Genomic DNA, 15,455 nt, shown 5'->3' on the forward strand with positions numbered 1-15,455 from the left:
GGTGGCGGGCCCTATCGGGCGGTGGCGGTCGCGAGGATGCGGTCCAGCACCTCGAAGTCGATGGGCTTTTGCAGATGGTGGTCGAACAGGCCGGGCGCCGCGGCGTCGCCGGCATCTTCCTTGCCGTAGCCGGACACGGCCACCAGCAACAGAGACTTGCCGCCCGCCCCGGCGCGCATGCGCCGCGCCAGCTCGGCGCCGGAGAAGTCGGGCAGTACCAGGTCGATCAGCGCCGCCTCGAAGGGCGTGGCGGCAGCGGCGTCCATCGCCTCCTGCGCGCAGTAGCTGCATTGCACTTCGTGGTCTTGCAGCGCAAGGAGTTCACGCAGCAGGTCGGCTGCGGCCTTGTTGTCGTCGACGATGAGCACGTTCACGTGAAGCTCCCCCAAAAGCAGGCGAATCAGTATGGGCAGAGGCTCGATGGCGCTGCGTAGGAAAAGGCGCCGTTCGGCTACGGCGCCACGCCTGCAGGTTGTCCACTACCGGAGGGAAGGCGGAGACGCCGCCTCATCCATATCACCGGTGTATCGCGCTGCGACTGCGGGTCATACCGGGCAAGCCTCCGCGAGCACCTTGGCCCGGAAGTTGTCGGGCAAGGCGTTGGGCGTCAGCACGTCCACCTGCACGCCCAGCAGCTTGCCCAGCTCATGGCGGATAGCGCCGATGTCGAACAGCGTCGTCTCAGGTGTCGGGTCAACGAGGATGTCGAGTCACTGCTTTCCGTGTCTTGACCGTGCAACACGGAACCGAACACCCGAGCGTTGCGGCCGCGATGAGGCTCGACCACATGCCGAATCGCGGCACGATTCGAGGCCAAGGCTTCAGAAGGCCTCATGCGTTCTCCCGACAACAAGATCTTCCTCGTATCTCCATCTATCTCGCCACCTGCCGAGGGAAATGAAGGCGAAAACGGATTTTGTGCATCCAGTCCCATTCAATCTACAACGTCACCAAATACGGCGCGATGCCAGTACTTTTGCGGATCGCGGAACCATGCAGCATATTCATCACTGTCGAACGCAACCAACTGCTTCATGTCCACTCCATAGCGACGAAACAAAGAGAGCAACTCGCGTAGCGCGTACTCATCCATCTTCCCTCCGTCGACATAGATATAAAGAACATCGAGTTGGCCTTCATAGCGTGTGACGCAGCCGATCTTGTCAAGCCATTCGAAGAAAGCCGACTCGTCATTTTCCGAGTAGTACCGGATGCGCTTCGCTGTTAGCACCTGTTCGTCATCGGTCACGACGTTTGCCTCCTGGGTAAATGTTGAAGCCATCCCCATTGGGATACTGCACGTCCCAATGGGGACCACCATGTGCAGGCCCGGATGTTCCAGAGCCCGGTGTCCCGGCTTGACCGGTTGGACACCAAACGCCGCCATCATCGGCTTGCCAACCATACCCTCGTCCATTCGGATTTGGAACCCAGTTCTCGCCGCGCTTTGGATCTCTGAAGCCCTCTGCCTCACCGGGCTTGCCCGGCGCCTTGGGACCATTCGTGTCGTATGCGTTTTCGGGTGGCTTGGCCAACATGCGATCCAGCCCATAGCCCGCCGCTCCCAAGCTGAGTCCGATCCCGACGTCCGCGAGACCAATGCCTGTTCCCCCAATGAATGGAACCGCCAAGGCAGGCAGGAACAGGCCGCTGGGGTCCGAGTAGTTCAGCGGATTGGCACCCACATAGATGCGCCGATTGAAGCCCGCCTTCAGGCCCGCTGGGTCATTCTGGGTGTAGAACCCGCCCCGCGGGTCATAGCTGCGGAAGTTGTTGTAGTGCAGACCCGACTCCTTGTCGTAATACCGCCCAGGCCAGCGCAGGTTGAAGACGAGCGATGAGTGGCTCGTAACGACCGGATTTGGCGTGATGCTGAGACTGGCGAACCGATGACTGACGGTGGTTGGCTGCTCGTCACCGAAGGCTGAGTAAATCCACTGCCATACCACTTGACCGCTTGAGTCCGTGACCCTCCTTGGCGTATTCAGATGATCGGAGTGCACCGCGTACAGCTGGCCGTTGATCATCGCAGCGATGGGCATCGGTCCCCTGGCCGTCGGCAGGTAGATGTACTGCGTGCTGCCCGCGCTGGTGGCCCCGCCTGTACCGGTCTCCGCCAGCAGACTGCCCTGCTCGTCGTACATGAAGGCATAGCCCTGCTTCTCTGCATCGCTCGCGGCTGCCCCCCACATCTTGGTGAAGAAGTTGACCAGGCTTTGCATGAAGCCGGTGTCGGCTTCATCGCCTTCTGCGGGCGGATACAGCGGTTCTGTCTTGAAGACGCGCTGCCCCAGCGCGTTATGCGCGTACCGGGTGGTGGGGCTGGCGTCGGTGGCGCCCGTGGTCACTGCGCTCAATCGACCCTCGGCGTTGTAGGTGTAGGTCCTCAGGCCATCGCTGATCAGATCCCCATTGGCGTTGTAGCTGTACGCCACGTTGGTGGTCGTGCCGCCAGCAGTCTGTCTGAAACCCTGGATTCGGTTGCTGTCGGCCGCCACCGTGTAGTTGCGACTCGTGGTCAGGCCGTTGAGCGTCTTCGTGCTCGCGGTGCGGTTCCCGTTGGCGTCATATCCGAAACTGGTCTGGCTCCCTGCGGCGTTGAACCCGGTGATGCGGCCCACCGCGTCGTAGCTCACGCTCCAGGTGGTGTTCGCGCTTGCGATGCTGTTGTGGCTCGGATCGGCATCCGCAGGCTGAAACAGGTTTTGCGTCAGGCTGATGATGCGTCCGGCCGCGTCGTACACGTAGCTGGCGAACTCGGTGGCGGTCATCCGCCCGGCGGTGTCGTAGCTGCGGCTGGCGGCGAGGCCGGGGACGAAGGCCCAGTTCCAGGCGGTGGGCTGGCCCATCGGGTTCCAGGCGATGCCGGTGACCATCGGACTGCCATTCCAGCTCAGCTGCACCAGGCGCCCGGTGGCGTCATAGCCATGGGTCAGGATGTTGCCGCTGGGGTAGGTGATGCCGGAAAGTTGCCCGGCTGCGGTGTAGCTGTACGCCACTTGCTGGGTCAGCCCGCTGGCCAGGGCCTGCGTCTTGACGATGACACGGCCGAACACGTCGCGGCTGTAGGTGGTGGTGCCGCTGCGGTCGGTGATGGAGCCGAGATAGCCCTTGCTGGTGGGCGTGAGGTCGTAGCGCAGGGTGGTGGTCTTGCCGTCGGCGAAGGCAATGAGGGTCGGGCGGCCCAGGAGATCGCGCTGGATCTGGGTGGCCTGGCCCATCGCATCGGTGATGCCGATCGGCAGGCCGAGAGCGTCGTAGCGGGTGGTGATGCTGCCGATGCCGGCGCTGCTTTGCGAAACCGCATGCCCCTGGCCTGACAGGCACGCGAGCGCGATGAGCACGGCGTACCCTGGTCTTTTCTTGTTCATTTCACTCTCTGGGTTTCACCGCCAAAACAGCGGCGGCGAGACCCTATCCGAGAGTGACGAAAGCACGCGCTTCGCGCGACAAAATGCGAGAAACTGCCTTGCAGCGAGCGACCAAGAAGAACCGGGGAAACCCGCGCCTAGCCTCCGAGCGCCGGCTCGACCGTCCCGCTCACCTCGCCCAATCCGATGCGCACCGCGCCTTCGCGCTCGCACCAGCCGCGCAGGATCAGCGTGTCGCCGTCCTCCAGGAAACTGCGGCGCTCGCCGTTGGGCAGCGCGACCGGCTGCGTGCCGCTGCCCGTCAGCTCCATCAGCGAGCCCGCCTCGTCAGCGTCGGGACCGGACAGCGTGCCCGACCCCAGCAGGTCGCCGGGCTGCAGGTTGCAGCCATTGACGGTGTGGTGCGCCACCAGCTGCGCGGGCGTCCAATAGGCCGCGCGCGTGGTGTTGGTGCGCGACAGGCGCACAGGCGCCTCGCCGGTCTCTCGCATCTTCGCGGTCTGCAACAGCACTTCGAGCGTGATCGACAAGGCGCCCTGGGCGCGGTTGGCGGACGAGTCGAGGTAGGGCAGCGGCTGCGGGTCGCCGGCCGCCCGCTCGAAGGGGGCACGAAAGGGCGCCAGCGCCTCCATCGTCACCATCCACGGCGACAGGCTGCTGGCGAAATTCTTCGACAGGAACGGGCCGAGCGGCTGGTATTCCCAGCCCTGGATGTCGCGTGCGGACCAGTCGTTGAAGAGCGCCACCCCGAACAGGTGCGACTCGGCCCGGTCCATGTCGATCGGTTCGCCTTGTGCGTTGCCCTGGCCGATGAACCATCCGAGTTCCAGTTCGTAGTCGAGCCGCCTGGACGGCCCGAGGCTCGGGACCTCGGCGTCGGGCGCCTTGGTCTGGCCGAGCGGCCGCTTGAAGCTGCTGCCGCTGACGCCGATCGAGGAGGAGCGGCCGTGATAGCCGATCGGCACCCATTTGTAGTTGGGCAGCAGCGGGTTGTCGGGGCGGAACTGCTTGCCGATCGTGGTGGCGTGATGGACGCTCGTGTAGAAATCGGTGTAGTCGCCGATGCGGCAGGGCACCGTCATCTCGACGGCCGACTGGGCCAGCAGCAGCTTCGCCCACTCGCCCGCCTCTGCACTGCCTTCGGCGAGGCCAGCAGAAAGGGCGGCACGCAAGGCCTGGCGCTCCGCCGGGGCCTTGGCCATCAAGACGTTCATGTCGTCGGTGTGGATGAGGCCCGTGGCTTTCAGGTCCAGCACCTGGTCGCCGATCGCGACGCCGATGCGGAAGGCCTCGGCGCTGCCCGCCGGCCGGAAGCGGCCGAAGGGCAGGTTCTGGATCGGGAAGTCGCAACCGGCCTGGTTGGCCGAGGCGACCCAGCTGCGCAGCTGGGGGTCGTGGGTGGCGTTCGGAGTGGTCATGGCTTGAACTTGTCCTGCAGGCCGGCCCAGCAGTCGGCGTAGTCGTTGTCGAGCGCCGGGCTCTGAAGGGCCCAGGCGGTGGGGATGAAGCGATAGCGGCTCTCGAACATGAAGGCCAGCGTGTTGTCCAGCTTCTGCGGCTTGAGCTCCGCGCCGCTGGCCTTCTCGAAGGCCTCCTCGTCGGGACCGTGCGGCACCATGGCGTTGTGCAGGCTGGCGCCGCCGGGCTTGAAGCCGCCCGGCTTGGCGTCGTACTCGCCGTAGACCAGGCCCATGAATTCGCTCATCAGGTTGCGGTGGTACCAGGGCGGACGGAAGGTGTCTTCCATGACCAGCCAGCGCGGCGGGAAGATCACGAAGTCGCAGTTGGCGGTGCCGGGCGTGTCGGAGGGCGAGGTGAGCACGGTGAAGATCGACGGGTCCGGGTGGTCGAAGCTGATCGAGCCGATGGTCATGAAGTGGGCGGTGTCGTACTTCACCGGCGCCAGGTTGCCGTGCCAGGCGACCACGTTGAAGGGAGACTGCTTCATGGGCGCGCGCCACAGGCGGCCGGAGGATTTCTTGACCAGCTCGTAGCCGCCGGCCTCGGTCTCGAAGGCGGCCACCGGGGCCTGGAAATCGCGCGCATTGGCCAGGCCGTTGGAGCCGATCGGGCCCAGCTCGGGCAGGCGGAACTGGGCGCCGTAGTTCTCGCAGACGTAGCCGCGCGAGGGACCCGCGCCGGCATCCGAATCCGGCAGCGCGACCTTGAACACCACGCCCCGCGGCAGCAGCGCGATCTCCCCGGGCTTGACCTCGAGCACGCCCATCTCGGTGGTGATCAGCAGCCGGCCCTGCTGCGGCACGACCAGCAGCTCGCCATCGGCATTGACGAAGGCGCGGCGCGCCATCGACTTGCTCGCGAGGTAGACGTGGGCCGCCAGCCCGCACTGGGCCTCGGCGTCGCCGTTGGCGGCCAGTGTGTGCATGCCGTCGATGAAATCGGCCTCGGTGCCGGTGAAGGGCAAGGGGTGCCAGCGCAGCGGCTCGGGCGCCAGCGCGATGCTGCGGTCGGCCCCCGTCTGCCAGGCCGGCTGCGCATAGGCCTCGTAGCGGCCCGAGACCACCGAGGGCTGGCGCCGGTACAGCCAGCTGCGCCGGTTCTCGTGGCGCGGCGCGGTGAAGGCGGTGCCCGAGATCAGCTCGGGGTAGAGGTCGAAGGGCGCGCGCTGCGGGCTGTTGCGGCCTTGCGGCAGGGCGCCGGCGACGGCCTCGGTGGCGTATTCGTTGCCGAAGCCGCTCTGGTAGCGCAATGCGTCGGGGTTGCTCATGAGCTTCCTTTCCTGATCGGGCGTCTTCAATCGACGCGGATGTTGTTGGACTTGATGAGGCGCCCCCAGCGCTCGCGCTCGGCCTTCACGTAGCTGGCCATGTCGCTCGGCGAGCCGGGAAGGCCTTCGACGCCGAGCGCGTCGAAGCGCGCCTTGACTGCGGGCGAGGCCAGCGCCTCCTGCAGCGCCTTGGCGTAGCGTGCCACCGTGGCGTCGGGCGTGCCGGAAGGCACGGTGAGTCCTTGCCAGGCATAGGCCTCGTAGCCGGCCAGGCCCTGCTCCATCAGCGTGGGGACGTTGGGCAGCGAGGCGATGCGCTTCGCGCTGGCCACGCCGATGGCCTTGACCTTGCCCGCCTGCACGAACTGGTTGCCGGTGGCCGTGTCGACCAGCATGAAGGGCACCTGCCCGCCCAGCACGTCCTGCATGGCCGGCGCCGCGCCGCGGTAGGCCACGTGGGCGAGCTTGAGCTCGGCCTTCTCGCGCAGCAGCTCGGTCGCCAGGTGGTGCGGGCTGCCGACGCCGGCCGAGCCGTAGTTGACACCGCCGGGCTGCGCCTTGGCCCAGGCCACGAACTCCTTCCAGTTGCTCGCCGGCACCTGGGGGCCGACCACCAGCACGAGCGGAAAGCGGGCCAGCAGGCCGACCGGCTTGAGGTTCTTCTCGGCGTCGTAGCTCAGCTTGGAAAAGAGAAAGGGGTTGGCCGCCAGCGTGGCGAAGTCGGCGGTCAGCAGGGTGTGCTCGACGTCCCGGGCGCGCACCGCGTACTCGGCCGCGATGTTGGTGGCCGCGCCCGGCTTGTTGTTGACGACGATGGGCGCGCCCAGGCTCTTGCTCATGGTTTCGGCGGTGGCGCGCGCCACCGAATCGGAGCCGCCGCCGGCGGCATAGCCGACCACCCATTCGATGGACTTGCCGTCCTGGGCGGCGGCGGCAAGGCTGGTGGCGGCCAGCGCGAGGCCGGCGAGGAGGGAACGAATCATGGTGTCTCCGGTAGATCTGGATGGGATGGAATCAGCTGCCGCGCGCTGCGTCGAGGGCTTCGCGCAGCACCGGCATGGCGCCGATGTGGTTGGCCAAGAGCAGCACCAGCCGTGCGTTGAAGGCATGGCTTTCATCGGCGGAAAGGCCCTGGTGCGCCTCGATCAGCGCTTCGTAGAAGTCGTCCGGCGCTTCGAGGTGGGAGTCGGTGATCAGGTGTCGCGTTGTCGTTTGCGGCATGGCGCTTCTCCTTCTTCAGGCTTTGGCAAGGGCACGCGCCAGCGCGGCACGGATGGCCGACGGCGTCGGGGCGCGCCAGCGGGCGCAGACGTGCTGGTCGGGCCGCAGCAGGTAGACGGTGCCGGGCTGCGCGTCGTAGCGCTCCGCGGCCAGCGCATTCGCCCCGGCGAGCGGCACGCGCAGCACGCGCAGCGCGTCGTCGGCCTCGGCGATGGCGCGGGCGCTGCGCTCCGCCGCTTCGCCCTCGCCGAACACCAGTGCGGTGAAGGCGGTGCTGCCGAGCTCGCGCAGCAACCAGCCGCTGCGACCGCCGGCCAGCGCGAGCGGCGCGTCCGCGGCCACGGCCCCGGGCACCATGCGGCCGCCGAAGGCATCCGCATCGGGCGTGTTGAGCGGCGAGCCATGCAGCGTGGCCGGCACCGAGAGCCGCCCGCTGTTCACCAGCGTGCGTGCAAAGTCATGGCGCTTGGCGAGCGCCAGCACCGCGTCGCGGAACAGCCGGCTGACCTCGCTCTTGGGCGTGATGAAGTCGGTGGCGCGCGTCGAATTGCGGATGTTCTCGTCGGCCGCGTATTCGCGCTCGGCGGCGTAGGTGTCGAGCAGCGCGTCCGGTGCGTCGCCGCGCAGCACGGCGGCCAGCTTCCACGCCAGGTTCTCGGCGTCCTGCACGCCTGAGTTGGCGCCACGCGCGCCGAAGGGCGAGACGCCGTGCGCCGAGTCGCCGGCGAACAGCACCCGGCCATGCCGGAAGCGGTCCATGCGCAGGCAGGCGAAGGTGTAGACGCTGGCCCATTCGAGCTCGAACTGCACGTCTTCGCCGAGCAGCGCCCTGACGCGGGGAATGATGTTCTCGGGCTTCTTCTCTTCCTCCGGGTCGGCGTCCCAGCCGAGCTGGAAGTCGATGCGCCAGACGTTGTCGGGCTGCATGTGCAGCAGCACGCTCTGGTTGCGGTGGAACTCGGGGTCGAACCAGAACCAGCGCTCCGCCGGGCGGGCCAGCTTCATCTTGACGTCGGCGATCAGGAAGCGGTCCTTGAAGATGCGGCCCTTGCTCTCCTGGCCGATGAGCTGGCGCACGCTGGAGCGGGAGCCGTCGCAGGCCGCCAGGTAGCCGGCCGCGAGGCGGTAGCTGCCGTCCGGCGTCTCGATGCTCAGAAGCGCGTGGTCGTCCTGCTGCTCGACGCCCACCACCTTGTTGTTCCAGCGGATGTCGATCAGCGGCAGGGCGGCGGCGCGCTCGGCCAGGTAGCCCTCGACGTAGTACTGCTGCAGGTTGATGAAGGCCGGCCGCTCGTGGCCGGGCTCCGGCAGGAGGTCGAATTCGTAGATCTGCTCGTCGCGGAAGAAGACGCGGCCGACGTTCCATGACACGCCCTTGTCGACCATGCGGTCGCCGCAGCCGAGCCGGTCGAAGATTTCGAGCGAACGCTTGGCGAAGCAGATGGCGCGCGAGCCGGTCGAGAGGCGGTTGTCGTTGTCGAGCAGGACCACGGGAATCTGCTGCTGGGCGAGGTCGATGGCCAGGGCGAGGCCGACGGGGCCGGCGCCGACCACCACCACCGGGTGGCGCACCGGTGCGGCGGCGGACTGGTCGGCATGGCGGCGGTAGTCGTAGCGCAGGGACTGGTAGTCGATCTGCGGACTCGAGATGTCGTTCACGTTCCTGGTCTCCGGTCTTGGGTGTTTGCTCCTTCCCCTCCCGGGGGAAGGGAGCCCATGCATCAGCCTTCCAGCGTCTTCCACATCTCGACGTCGCGCTCGGCGGTCCAGATGCGCGGATCGGCATGCTGCGTGACCTCGTCGTAGCAGCGCGTTACGTCGAAAGGCATGCAGTGGTCAAAGATCACCCAGTCCCCGTACTTGGGCTTGAGCGCGGCGAAGGTGTCCTTGTAGACCGCGTTGAGGTCCTTGCCGGCCGCGACGCCCTTCTGCACGCTCGCGTACACGTCGGCGATGAAGTCACGCGTTTCTGTCAGGCCCTTGGCCACGTCCTCGGGCGTGGTCAGCGCGGCGCCGCGGCCGGGCACCAGGGCCTTGGGCTGCAGCGCGGCGAGGTTGTCCAGCGTCTTCGGCCAGTCCTTGAAGTAGGCATCGCCGGCATAGGGCGTGGCGCCGAACTCGACCAGGTCGCCCGACAGCAGCGCGCGCTCCTGCGGGAGCCAGACCACCGTGTCGCCCTTGGTATGGCCGCGCCCGAGCTGCAGCAGCTGCACTTCGAGCTTGCCCAGCCACAGCGTCATCTTGCCGGTGAAGGTCATGGTCGGCCAGGTCATGCCGGGCGGCACCGTTTCGACGCCCGCGAACAGGCGCGGGAAGCGGCCGATCTCGCTGGCCTTGTCCTGCTCGCCGCGCTCGACGATGAGGTCATAGGTGTCCTGGCTCGCGAGGATGTGCTCGGCCCCGTAGGCGCTGGCGCCGAGCACGCGCACGGCGTGGTAGTGCGTGAGCACCACGTATCGGATGGGCTTGTCGGTCACCTCGCGGATGCGGCGGATCACGTCCTGCGCCATCGCGGGCGTGGCCTGCGTGTCGGCCACGAGCACGGCGTCGTCGCCGATGACGATGCCGGTATTGGGGTCGCCCTCGGCCGTGTAGGCCCAGGCGTGCTCGGAAATCTGGCTGAAGGTGACCTTCTTTTCCTCGAGGTCGGCTTGGCTCGCGAATACCTTGGTCTGGCTCATCGGGGGTCTCCTTGAAAATTCGTCTAAACCGAATCAATTTGTACTGAACGAATGGCGCGGAGTGTAGTCGGCGATTCAGATCATGTCTAATGCTTTCTGCATTAACGAACGCGGGAACAGGGTCATGGTGACGGACGACAGCAGCAGCGACCGCGCGCAGCGCGGCATCCAGAGCATCGAGGTGGGCGGCCAGCTGCTGCGCGCCCTGGTGCACCACGGCCGGCCGATGGCGTTGAAGGACCTCGCGCGCGAGGCCGAGATGTCGCCCGCCAAGGCGCATCCCTACCTGGTCAGCTTCAGCCGGCTGGGCTTGATCGAGCAGGACCGTTCCAGCGGCCACTATCTGCTCGGTCCGCTCGCCTTGCAACTGGGGCTGATCAGCCTGCAGCAGGCCGACCCGGTGCACGTCGCCACGCCGCTGGTGGCGGCACTGGTCGAGGAGATCGGCCACACCACCGCCATTGCCGTGTGGGGCGACCGCGGCGCCACCATCGTGCGGGTGGCCGAGTCGCCGGCCGCGCTGCACATGAGCATGCGGCACGGCACGGTGTTCTCGCTGACCAGCACCGCCTCGGGCCGGCTGTTCGGCGCCTATCTGCCGCCCGAGGAGGTCAAGCGCATGCTGGAGAAAGAGCGGCGGCGCGAAAAGAGCAGCAGCGCCGAGCCCGTGCGCCACGTGGGCATGCCGCCGGCGCCGCCGCTGCCGGACTGGAAGAGTTTCGAGGCGCAGCTGCATGCGGTGCGCGAGCACGGCATGAGCCGCTCCGAGGGCGAGATCGTGCCGGGCGTGAGCGCGATGTCGGCGCCGGTCTTCGACCACACGGGCGCCATCGCGCTGGCGATCACGGCGATCGGCACCACGGCGATCTTCGATGCGAGCTGGGAGGGGCCGGTCGCGCAGGCGCTGAAGCGCTGCGCCGGCGAGGTCTCGCAGCGGCTGGGGGCGGCGCGGCGCTGAGGCCGGCTCTCAACCGCGCTCGGCGGCGCGTGCGGCCTTCAGGGCGCGGGCGCGTTCCAGGCTCTCGGCCGGCCAGTGCTCGGCGCTGCGGTAGTACTCGGGCACCGCGGGCATGCCGGGCGGCAACTGCACCCAGGGCTGCTTCGACATCGTGTAGATATGGATGTCGGGCGGCAGGTGGTCCGGCATGTCGAGCGTGCCCACGCGCACGAAGCACACGGCCTCGCCGGCGCCTGCGTAGTGGCTCCACAGCGCGACGCGGCAGTGCGGACAGCGTGCGATCTTCTGGCCCTTGCCGCTCATCGAAGGCGTGAGCACCAGCTCGACTTCGCCTTGCAGCAGCTGCAAGCGGTCCGCCTCAATCATGGCATTGAGGGCGAAGGCGCTCCCGGTTTCGCGCTGGCACCAGCGGCAATGGCAGCAGTGGACGAACAGCGGGCGGGTGCTCATGCGGTAGCGCACGGCACGGCAGGTGCAGCCGCCTTCGAGCGGGAAGGGATCGGTCGTCATGGTCCGCCGTACTGTGGCGCGGCCGCGGACGAAAGGCAAATGGCGGCGGCTTCAGGCCGCCGCTGCGCCCGGAGTCGCGCGAATCGATCCGAGCCAGGCGGGGCTTATTTGGAGCGCCCGTCGAAATGCTGCACCGGCACCGATTCGAGATCGATGCCCTCGAGGCACCGGATGTTGATGGCCGCCATCTTGTTGCCCTTGGGGTCGGTGCCCTCGCCGAAAGGGTGGATGCCGCAGACCGGGCAGAAGCGGTGCGAGATCACGTGCTTGTTGAACAGATAGGTGCTCATGTCTTCGGGCGGGGTCTTGAGCTCGAGCTTGTCGTGCGGCACGAACCACATCAGCGAGCCCTTGCGCTGGCAGATCGAGCAGTTGCAAGCCATGGCGCCCTGGATCTCGCCTTCGACCTCGAAGGCGATGCGGCCGCAGTGGCAGCTGCCGGTGTATTTCATCGGGGTCTCCATTGATGAAAAACGGGCCATCAGTATGGCAGCGCACACAGTCCAGGTGGAATGCCCGGGTCAGACGAGAAACCCAATGTTCTTCGGATAGTTGATCCCATTGACGTTCCCACCGAAGTTCCTGAGGTTCGGCAGGATGCTCTCCAGGTCGCCCGCCGGCACGCCGAACCAGCTTGCGAGCGTGGCGCCGTACTGATCGACCGAGGTGGAAGGAATCAGCCGCCCCTGCCCCACGTGCCCGTCGTAGCCGGCGAGCTTCGAGTCGTTGTTGATGCTGACCACCTGCGGCGTGCCGTAGATCTGCTTGCCTTTCACCGCGCCGCCGACGACGAAGTGGTGGCCGCCCCAGCCATGGTCGGAGCCGTCGCCGTTGGAAGCCAGCGTGCGGCCGAAGTCGGAGGCGGTGAAGGCGGTGACCTTGTCGGCCATGCCCTGCACGACCATCTCGCGGTAGAAGGCCGTCATGCCATCGCTCAGCTGCTTCATCAGGCCGGGCTGGTTGGCGATCAGGTTGTCGTGCAGGTCGAAGCCGCCCATGGAGACGAAGAACACCTGGCGCCTGGTGCCGAGCGTTGCGCGGCCTCGGATGAGGCGCGCCACCATGGCGAGCTGCCTGCCCAGGCCGGTATCGGGAAAGGTGGCGGCAGGGTAGGCGCCGAAGGCATAGGCCCCGCCGATGGCCGAGGTGATGGCACCTTCGGCGTCCACCGCGCGCTTGGTGACCTTGGTGTATTCGTTCTCCAGCGCATGGCCGCGCGCCTGCTGCACCAGTTGCGCCATCGCCGCCTTGACCGAGCTCGAGCCGTACACGTTGCCGCCCGTCACGCTGCCGATCTTGACCGCGCCGCCGGTGCTGACCTGGTATTGCAGGGCCGCGTCGCCCGACAGGAACACCGCATTGCCCGAGACCGACATGCAGGTGAACAGCGAATTGCTGTTCTGCGTCAGCACCAGGTCGCCGATGTTGCCGCCCCAGCCCACCGTCGAGCCCTCGGGCGAGGACGACTGCCAGGTCGACTGCTGGTCGTTGTGCGAGAACAGCTTCGGCGGCACCGGATAAAGCTTCCTGTTGCCGCTGTTGTACTGGGCGCGCGTGAGCGGCACCACCAGCGGGCCGACGTTGAGTTGCACCGCCATCTTGGCATCGGTGTTGAAGAGCCCCGCCAGCGCGGCCATCGATGGATGCAGCGCGTACTGCCGCCCGTCGGCGAGGGCGGTGCTCGGGCTGAGCAGGGTCGCCGCGAGATCGGCCTTGCCCAGCGCGACGCCGCCGCCGGCCTGCCCGGCGCCGCCGCCGCGGATCGCACTGTAGGCGTTGTAGCTGGGGTCGTCGTACGTGACGACGGTGTTGGCGTAGTCGTTGCCGCCGAACAGGAAGACGCACACCAGCGCCTTGTAGTCGTCGCCGGGGGCAGCCTGCGCGGCCGCTTCGCCGATGGCAGCGAGGTTGAGTGCGAAAGGCAGCGCGCTGCCGGCCATGGCGAGTTGCCCGGAGCGGCGCAGGAAGGCGCGGCGGGAATGGGCCTTCGGATCGATCAGGTGCATCGCGCTTTCCTTATTTCTGGATCAGGTAGCCCGGCGCGGCCATCACCATGAGCACCGCGGCGTAGACCCGGTTGTTCTTGAGCGTGTCGCTGCTGCTCGCGGTAACCGCCGGCGTGGCCAGGGCGTTGGTGATCAGCGCGAGCGTGTCGGCGTCGAGCTGGTTGGCCGCCATCAGCAGGTTGAGGCGGCGCACCAGCGCGGCCGCATCGAGCACCAGCGCCTTCTCGGCGGCGTAGCTCGCGACCACGTCCTTGCTGTTGAAGCCGTTCGGCACGACGTTCTGCATGAAGTTGAGGTAGCCGCCCACGCTGGTCTCGTTGACCAGCTGGAACTCGGGCGCGACCAGCTGGGCGCTCGCCATCGCGCTGGACGGCGGCACATAGCCGGGGCGGAAGAAATTGAAGACCGAGGGCGAGCGCAACGGGCTCTGGCCCAGCGAGTTGGCCGCATCGGAGCGGTTGCCGATCTTCCAGGTGCCGGCCACCGAGCTGGCGCCGAAGGTGCGCCCCCACTGCACCAGCCGCAGCATCGGCTCGCGCAGGTGGCCGAAGTTCGGGTCGACGAGCCCCGCAGGGCTGCGCGCCTCGTTGTCCAGCAGCACCGCGGCGAACACGCTCTTCATGTCGCCGCGCACGCCGGCGCCGTTGTCGGCAAAGACGTCCGACACACGCTTCACGTAGGCGGCGCTCGGGTTGCTGGTGACCAGGCGCTGGATCAGCTGCCGGCCGATGAAGGGGCCGACGTTGGGGTGGTTGAACAGCGTGTCCAGCGCGATCTTGAGGGCGGCCTTGCCCTCGGTGTTGGCGGGCACCGTGGTGCCGAGGAACCTGGCCTCCAGCATCGAGTGGCGCGAAGCGGTAAGGGCCATCGGACGCGTGGTCCAGGCATTGCTCTCGATGGTGAAGCTCTGGCCCGGCGGCGTGAAGGCATTGCGCTCGGCCGAGGGAATGTCGAGGTCGTAGCCGGTGAACACGCGCGCCAGGTTGGTGACGTCGTCCTGCGTGTAGCTCTCCAGCGGCGCTCCGTCGGCGCCGAGCCGGACCGAGCCGTCGGCGTTGAGCTGGTACAGGCCGATGCTCATGAGCTGCATCACCTCGCGCGCGTAGTTCTCGTCCGGCTGGCGGCCCTGGGCGTTCTCCTTCTGGTTGCCCTTGGTGTTGAGGTAATAACCCATCGCCGGGTTGAGCGACACGTTCTCCAGCAACTGGCGGAAGTTGCCGGTGACGCCGGCGACCAGCATGTCCCAGTACTGGGCGAACATGTGGGCGGTCCAGTTGGAGCTGACGTCGTTGGCCGAGACCACGAAGATCTCCGACAGCGCGAGCGCCATGCGCTTGCGCACGCCGTCGGCCGAGGTCATGAGCTGGCTCCAGATCATGTCGTCGCTGTTGACGGTGTCGTAGGGCTTGCCGGCGACCCAGGCCCAGCCGGTCTCGGTGGGCGCCCGGTCCATCTGTGCGCCGAGCCAGGGCAGGTAGCCCTGCGCACGCACCGCGGCGATCTCGGGTTCGGAGGCGGAGAACTGCGCCTGCAGCAGGAAGCGCGCGGCCTCGTCGTCGGTCTTGGCCTGGGTGTAGATGTAAGTCTGTGCGCTGGGCGTGCCGGCCAGCGGCGTCAGGCTGCCGGCCTGGACGGTATCGCCGCTGCCGCTGCCCAGGCCGGCGAAGAAGCCGCCGCCCCCGCCACCGCCTCCACCGCCGCCGCAGGCTGCCAATGCCGCCGCGGCAGCCAGGGAAGCCGCCAGCGGCAAGGGGTTGCGCGGCGCTGCGTCCGCAGGGCCGTGCGCGTGCGTTTCAGGCGCGCGCGGCGGCTCGTCGGTCGCGTCGACGCGACCGGTCGCAATGTCTTCCACCATGTGTTCCTCGCTCCTCGGCGCTGTGACGCCGTGCCCATCAAGGCAAGCGCCATGCCGGCCCGCGGACCGGCCGCGCAGGGCCCTAAAGGCGGAGCCGAGGACAACAATTGTTCCGAAATGTGACT

14 protein-coding genes and 1 pseudogene are annotated in these 15,455 nt (G+C 67.5%); 1 reads left to right on the top strand and 14 read right to left on the bottom strand.

Features of this window, described 5'->3' with window-relative positions; translation table 11 throughout:
- Positions 1-11 precede the first annotated feature (11 nt).
- The 10 genes and pseudogenes from AC3A6Y_RS01700 to AC3A6Y_RS01745 form a co-directional block, all read right to left on the bottom strand.
- Complete coding sequence (locus AC3A6Y_RS01700) at positions 12-374, bottom strand: response regulator (protein ID WP_487866501.1); 363 nt, start codon at positions 372-374, stop codon at positions 12-14.
- A 171-nt stretch (positions 375-545) separates the two neighbouring features.
- Positions 546-835 (bottom strand): annotated as a pseudogene (locus AC3A6Y_RS01705) (nucleotidyltransferase family protein).
- A gap of 99 nt (positions 836-934) precedes the next feature.
- Positions 935-1,249 carry a hypothetical protein gene (locus AC3A6Y_RS01710; protein WP_487866502.1) on the bottom strand — a complete coding sequence of 105 codons (315 nt, stop codon included), beginning with the start codon at positions 1,247-1,249 and terminating at the stop codon, positions 935-937.
- The gene (locus AC3A6Y_RS01715; protein WP_487866503.1) at positions 1,239-3,371 is read right to left on the bottom strand and encodes a polymorphic toxin type 37 domain-containing protein; all 2,133 of its coding nucleotides are present in this window, start codon (positions 3,369-3,371) and stop codon (positions 1,239-1,241) included. The genes AC3A6Y_RS01710 and AC3A6Y_RS01715 overlap by 11 nt, the downstream gene beginning before the upstream one ends.
- 137 nt (positions 3,372-3,508) lie before the next feature.
- Positions 3,509-4,789 carry a fumarylacetoacetase gene (gene fahA / locus AC3A6Y_RS01720; RefSeq protein WP_487866504.1) on the bottom strand — a complete coding sequence of 427 codons (1,281 nt, stop codon included), beginning with the start codon at positions 4,787-4,789 and terminating at the stop codon, positions 3,509-3,511.
- Entirely contained in the window at positions 4,786-6,099 is a 1,314-nt protein-coding gene (gene hmgA / locus AC3A6Y_RS01725) for a homogentisate 1,2-dioxygenase (RefSeq protein WP_487866505.1), read from the bottom strand. The genes fahA and hmgA overlap by 4 nt, the downstream gene beginning before the upstream one ends.
- Positions 6,100-6,125: 26 nt before the next feature.
- Complete coding sequence (locus AC3A6Y_RS01730; protein WP_487866506.1) at positions 6,126-7,082, bottom strand: Bug family tripartite tricarboxylate transporter substrate binding protein; 957 nt, start codon at positions 7,080-7,082, stop codon at positions 6,126-6,128.
- Positions 7,083-7,113: 31 nt separating this feature from the next.
- Positions 7,114-7,320: a DUF2783 domain-containing protein gene (locus AC3A6Y_RS01735; RefSeq protein ID WP_487866507.1), complete on the bottom strand. Its 207-nt coding sequence runs from the start codon at positions 7,318-7,320 to the stop codon at positions 7,114-7,116.
- A 15-nt stretch (positions 7,321-7,335) separates the two neighbouring features.
- Positions 7,336-9,042 carry an FAD-dependent oxidoreductase gene (locus AC3A6Y_RS01740; RefSeq protein ID WP_487866508.1) on the bottom strand — a complete coding sequence of 569 codons (1,707 nt, stop codon included), beginning with the start codon at positions 9,040-9,042 and terminating at the stop codon, positions 7,336-7,338.
- Positions 9,042-10,001, bottom strand: coding sequence for an MBL fold metallo-hydrolase (locus AC3A6Y_RS01745; RefSeq protein ID WP_487866509.1), 960 nt, complete (start codon positions 9,999-10,001; stop codon positions 9,042-9,044). The genes AC3A6Y_RS01740 and AC3A6Y_RS01745 overlap by 1 nt, the downstream gene beginning before the upstream one ends.
- A gap of 124 nt (positions 10,002-10,125) precedes the next feature.
- Here AC3A6Y_RS01745 and AC3A6Y_RS01750 point away from each other — a divergent pair, with 124 nt between their 5' ends.
- Positions 10,126-10,959: an IclR family transcriptional regulator gene (locus AC3A6Y_RS01750; RefSeq protein WP_487866510.1), complete on the top strand. Its 834-nt coding sequence runs from the start codon at positions 10,126-10,128 to the stop codon at positions 10,957-10,959.
- Positions 10,960-10,968: 9 nt separating this feature from the next.
- Here the strand turns inward: AC3A6Y_RS01750 and AC3A6Y_RS01755 are convergent, their stop codons facing one another.
- The 4 genes from AC3A6Y_RS01755 to AC3A6Y_RS01770 all read right to left on the bottom strand — a co-directional run bounded on the left by AC3A6Y_RS01755 (position 10,969) and on the right by AC3A6Y_RS01770 (position 15,330).
- Positions 10,969-11,469 (bottom strand): GFA family protein, encoded by a 501-nt coding sequence (locus tag AC3A6Y_RS01755; protein WP_487866511.1) that lies wholly within the window; start codon positions 11,467-11,469, stop codon positions 10,969-10,971.
- 104 nt (positions 11,470-11,573) lie between these two features.
- Complete coding sequence (locus AC3A6Y_RS01760) at positions 11,574-11,921, bottom strand: GFA family protein (RefSeq protein WP_487866512.1); 348 nt, start codon at positions 11,919-11,921, stop codon at positions 11,574-11,576.
- A 69-nt stretch (positions 11,922-11,990) separates the two neighbouring features.
- Complete coding sequence (locus tag AC3A6Y_RS01765; protein WP_487866513.1) at positions 11,991-13,475, bottom strand: DUF1501 domain-containing protein; 1,485 nt, start codon at positions 13,473-13,475, stop codon at positions 11,991-11,993.
- Positions 13,476-13,485: 10 nt separating this feature from the next.
- A complete protein-coding gene (locus tag AC3A6Y_RS01770) occupies positions 13,486-15,330 on the bottom strand; it encodes a DUF1800 domain-containing protein (RefSeq protein WP_487866514.1) in 1,845 nt (614 codons plus the stop codon).
- Positions 15,331-15,455 lie beyond the last annotated feature (125 nt).

The sequence above is a fragment of the Variovorax sp. Soil_C_17 genome (genome assembly GCF_057657265.1).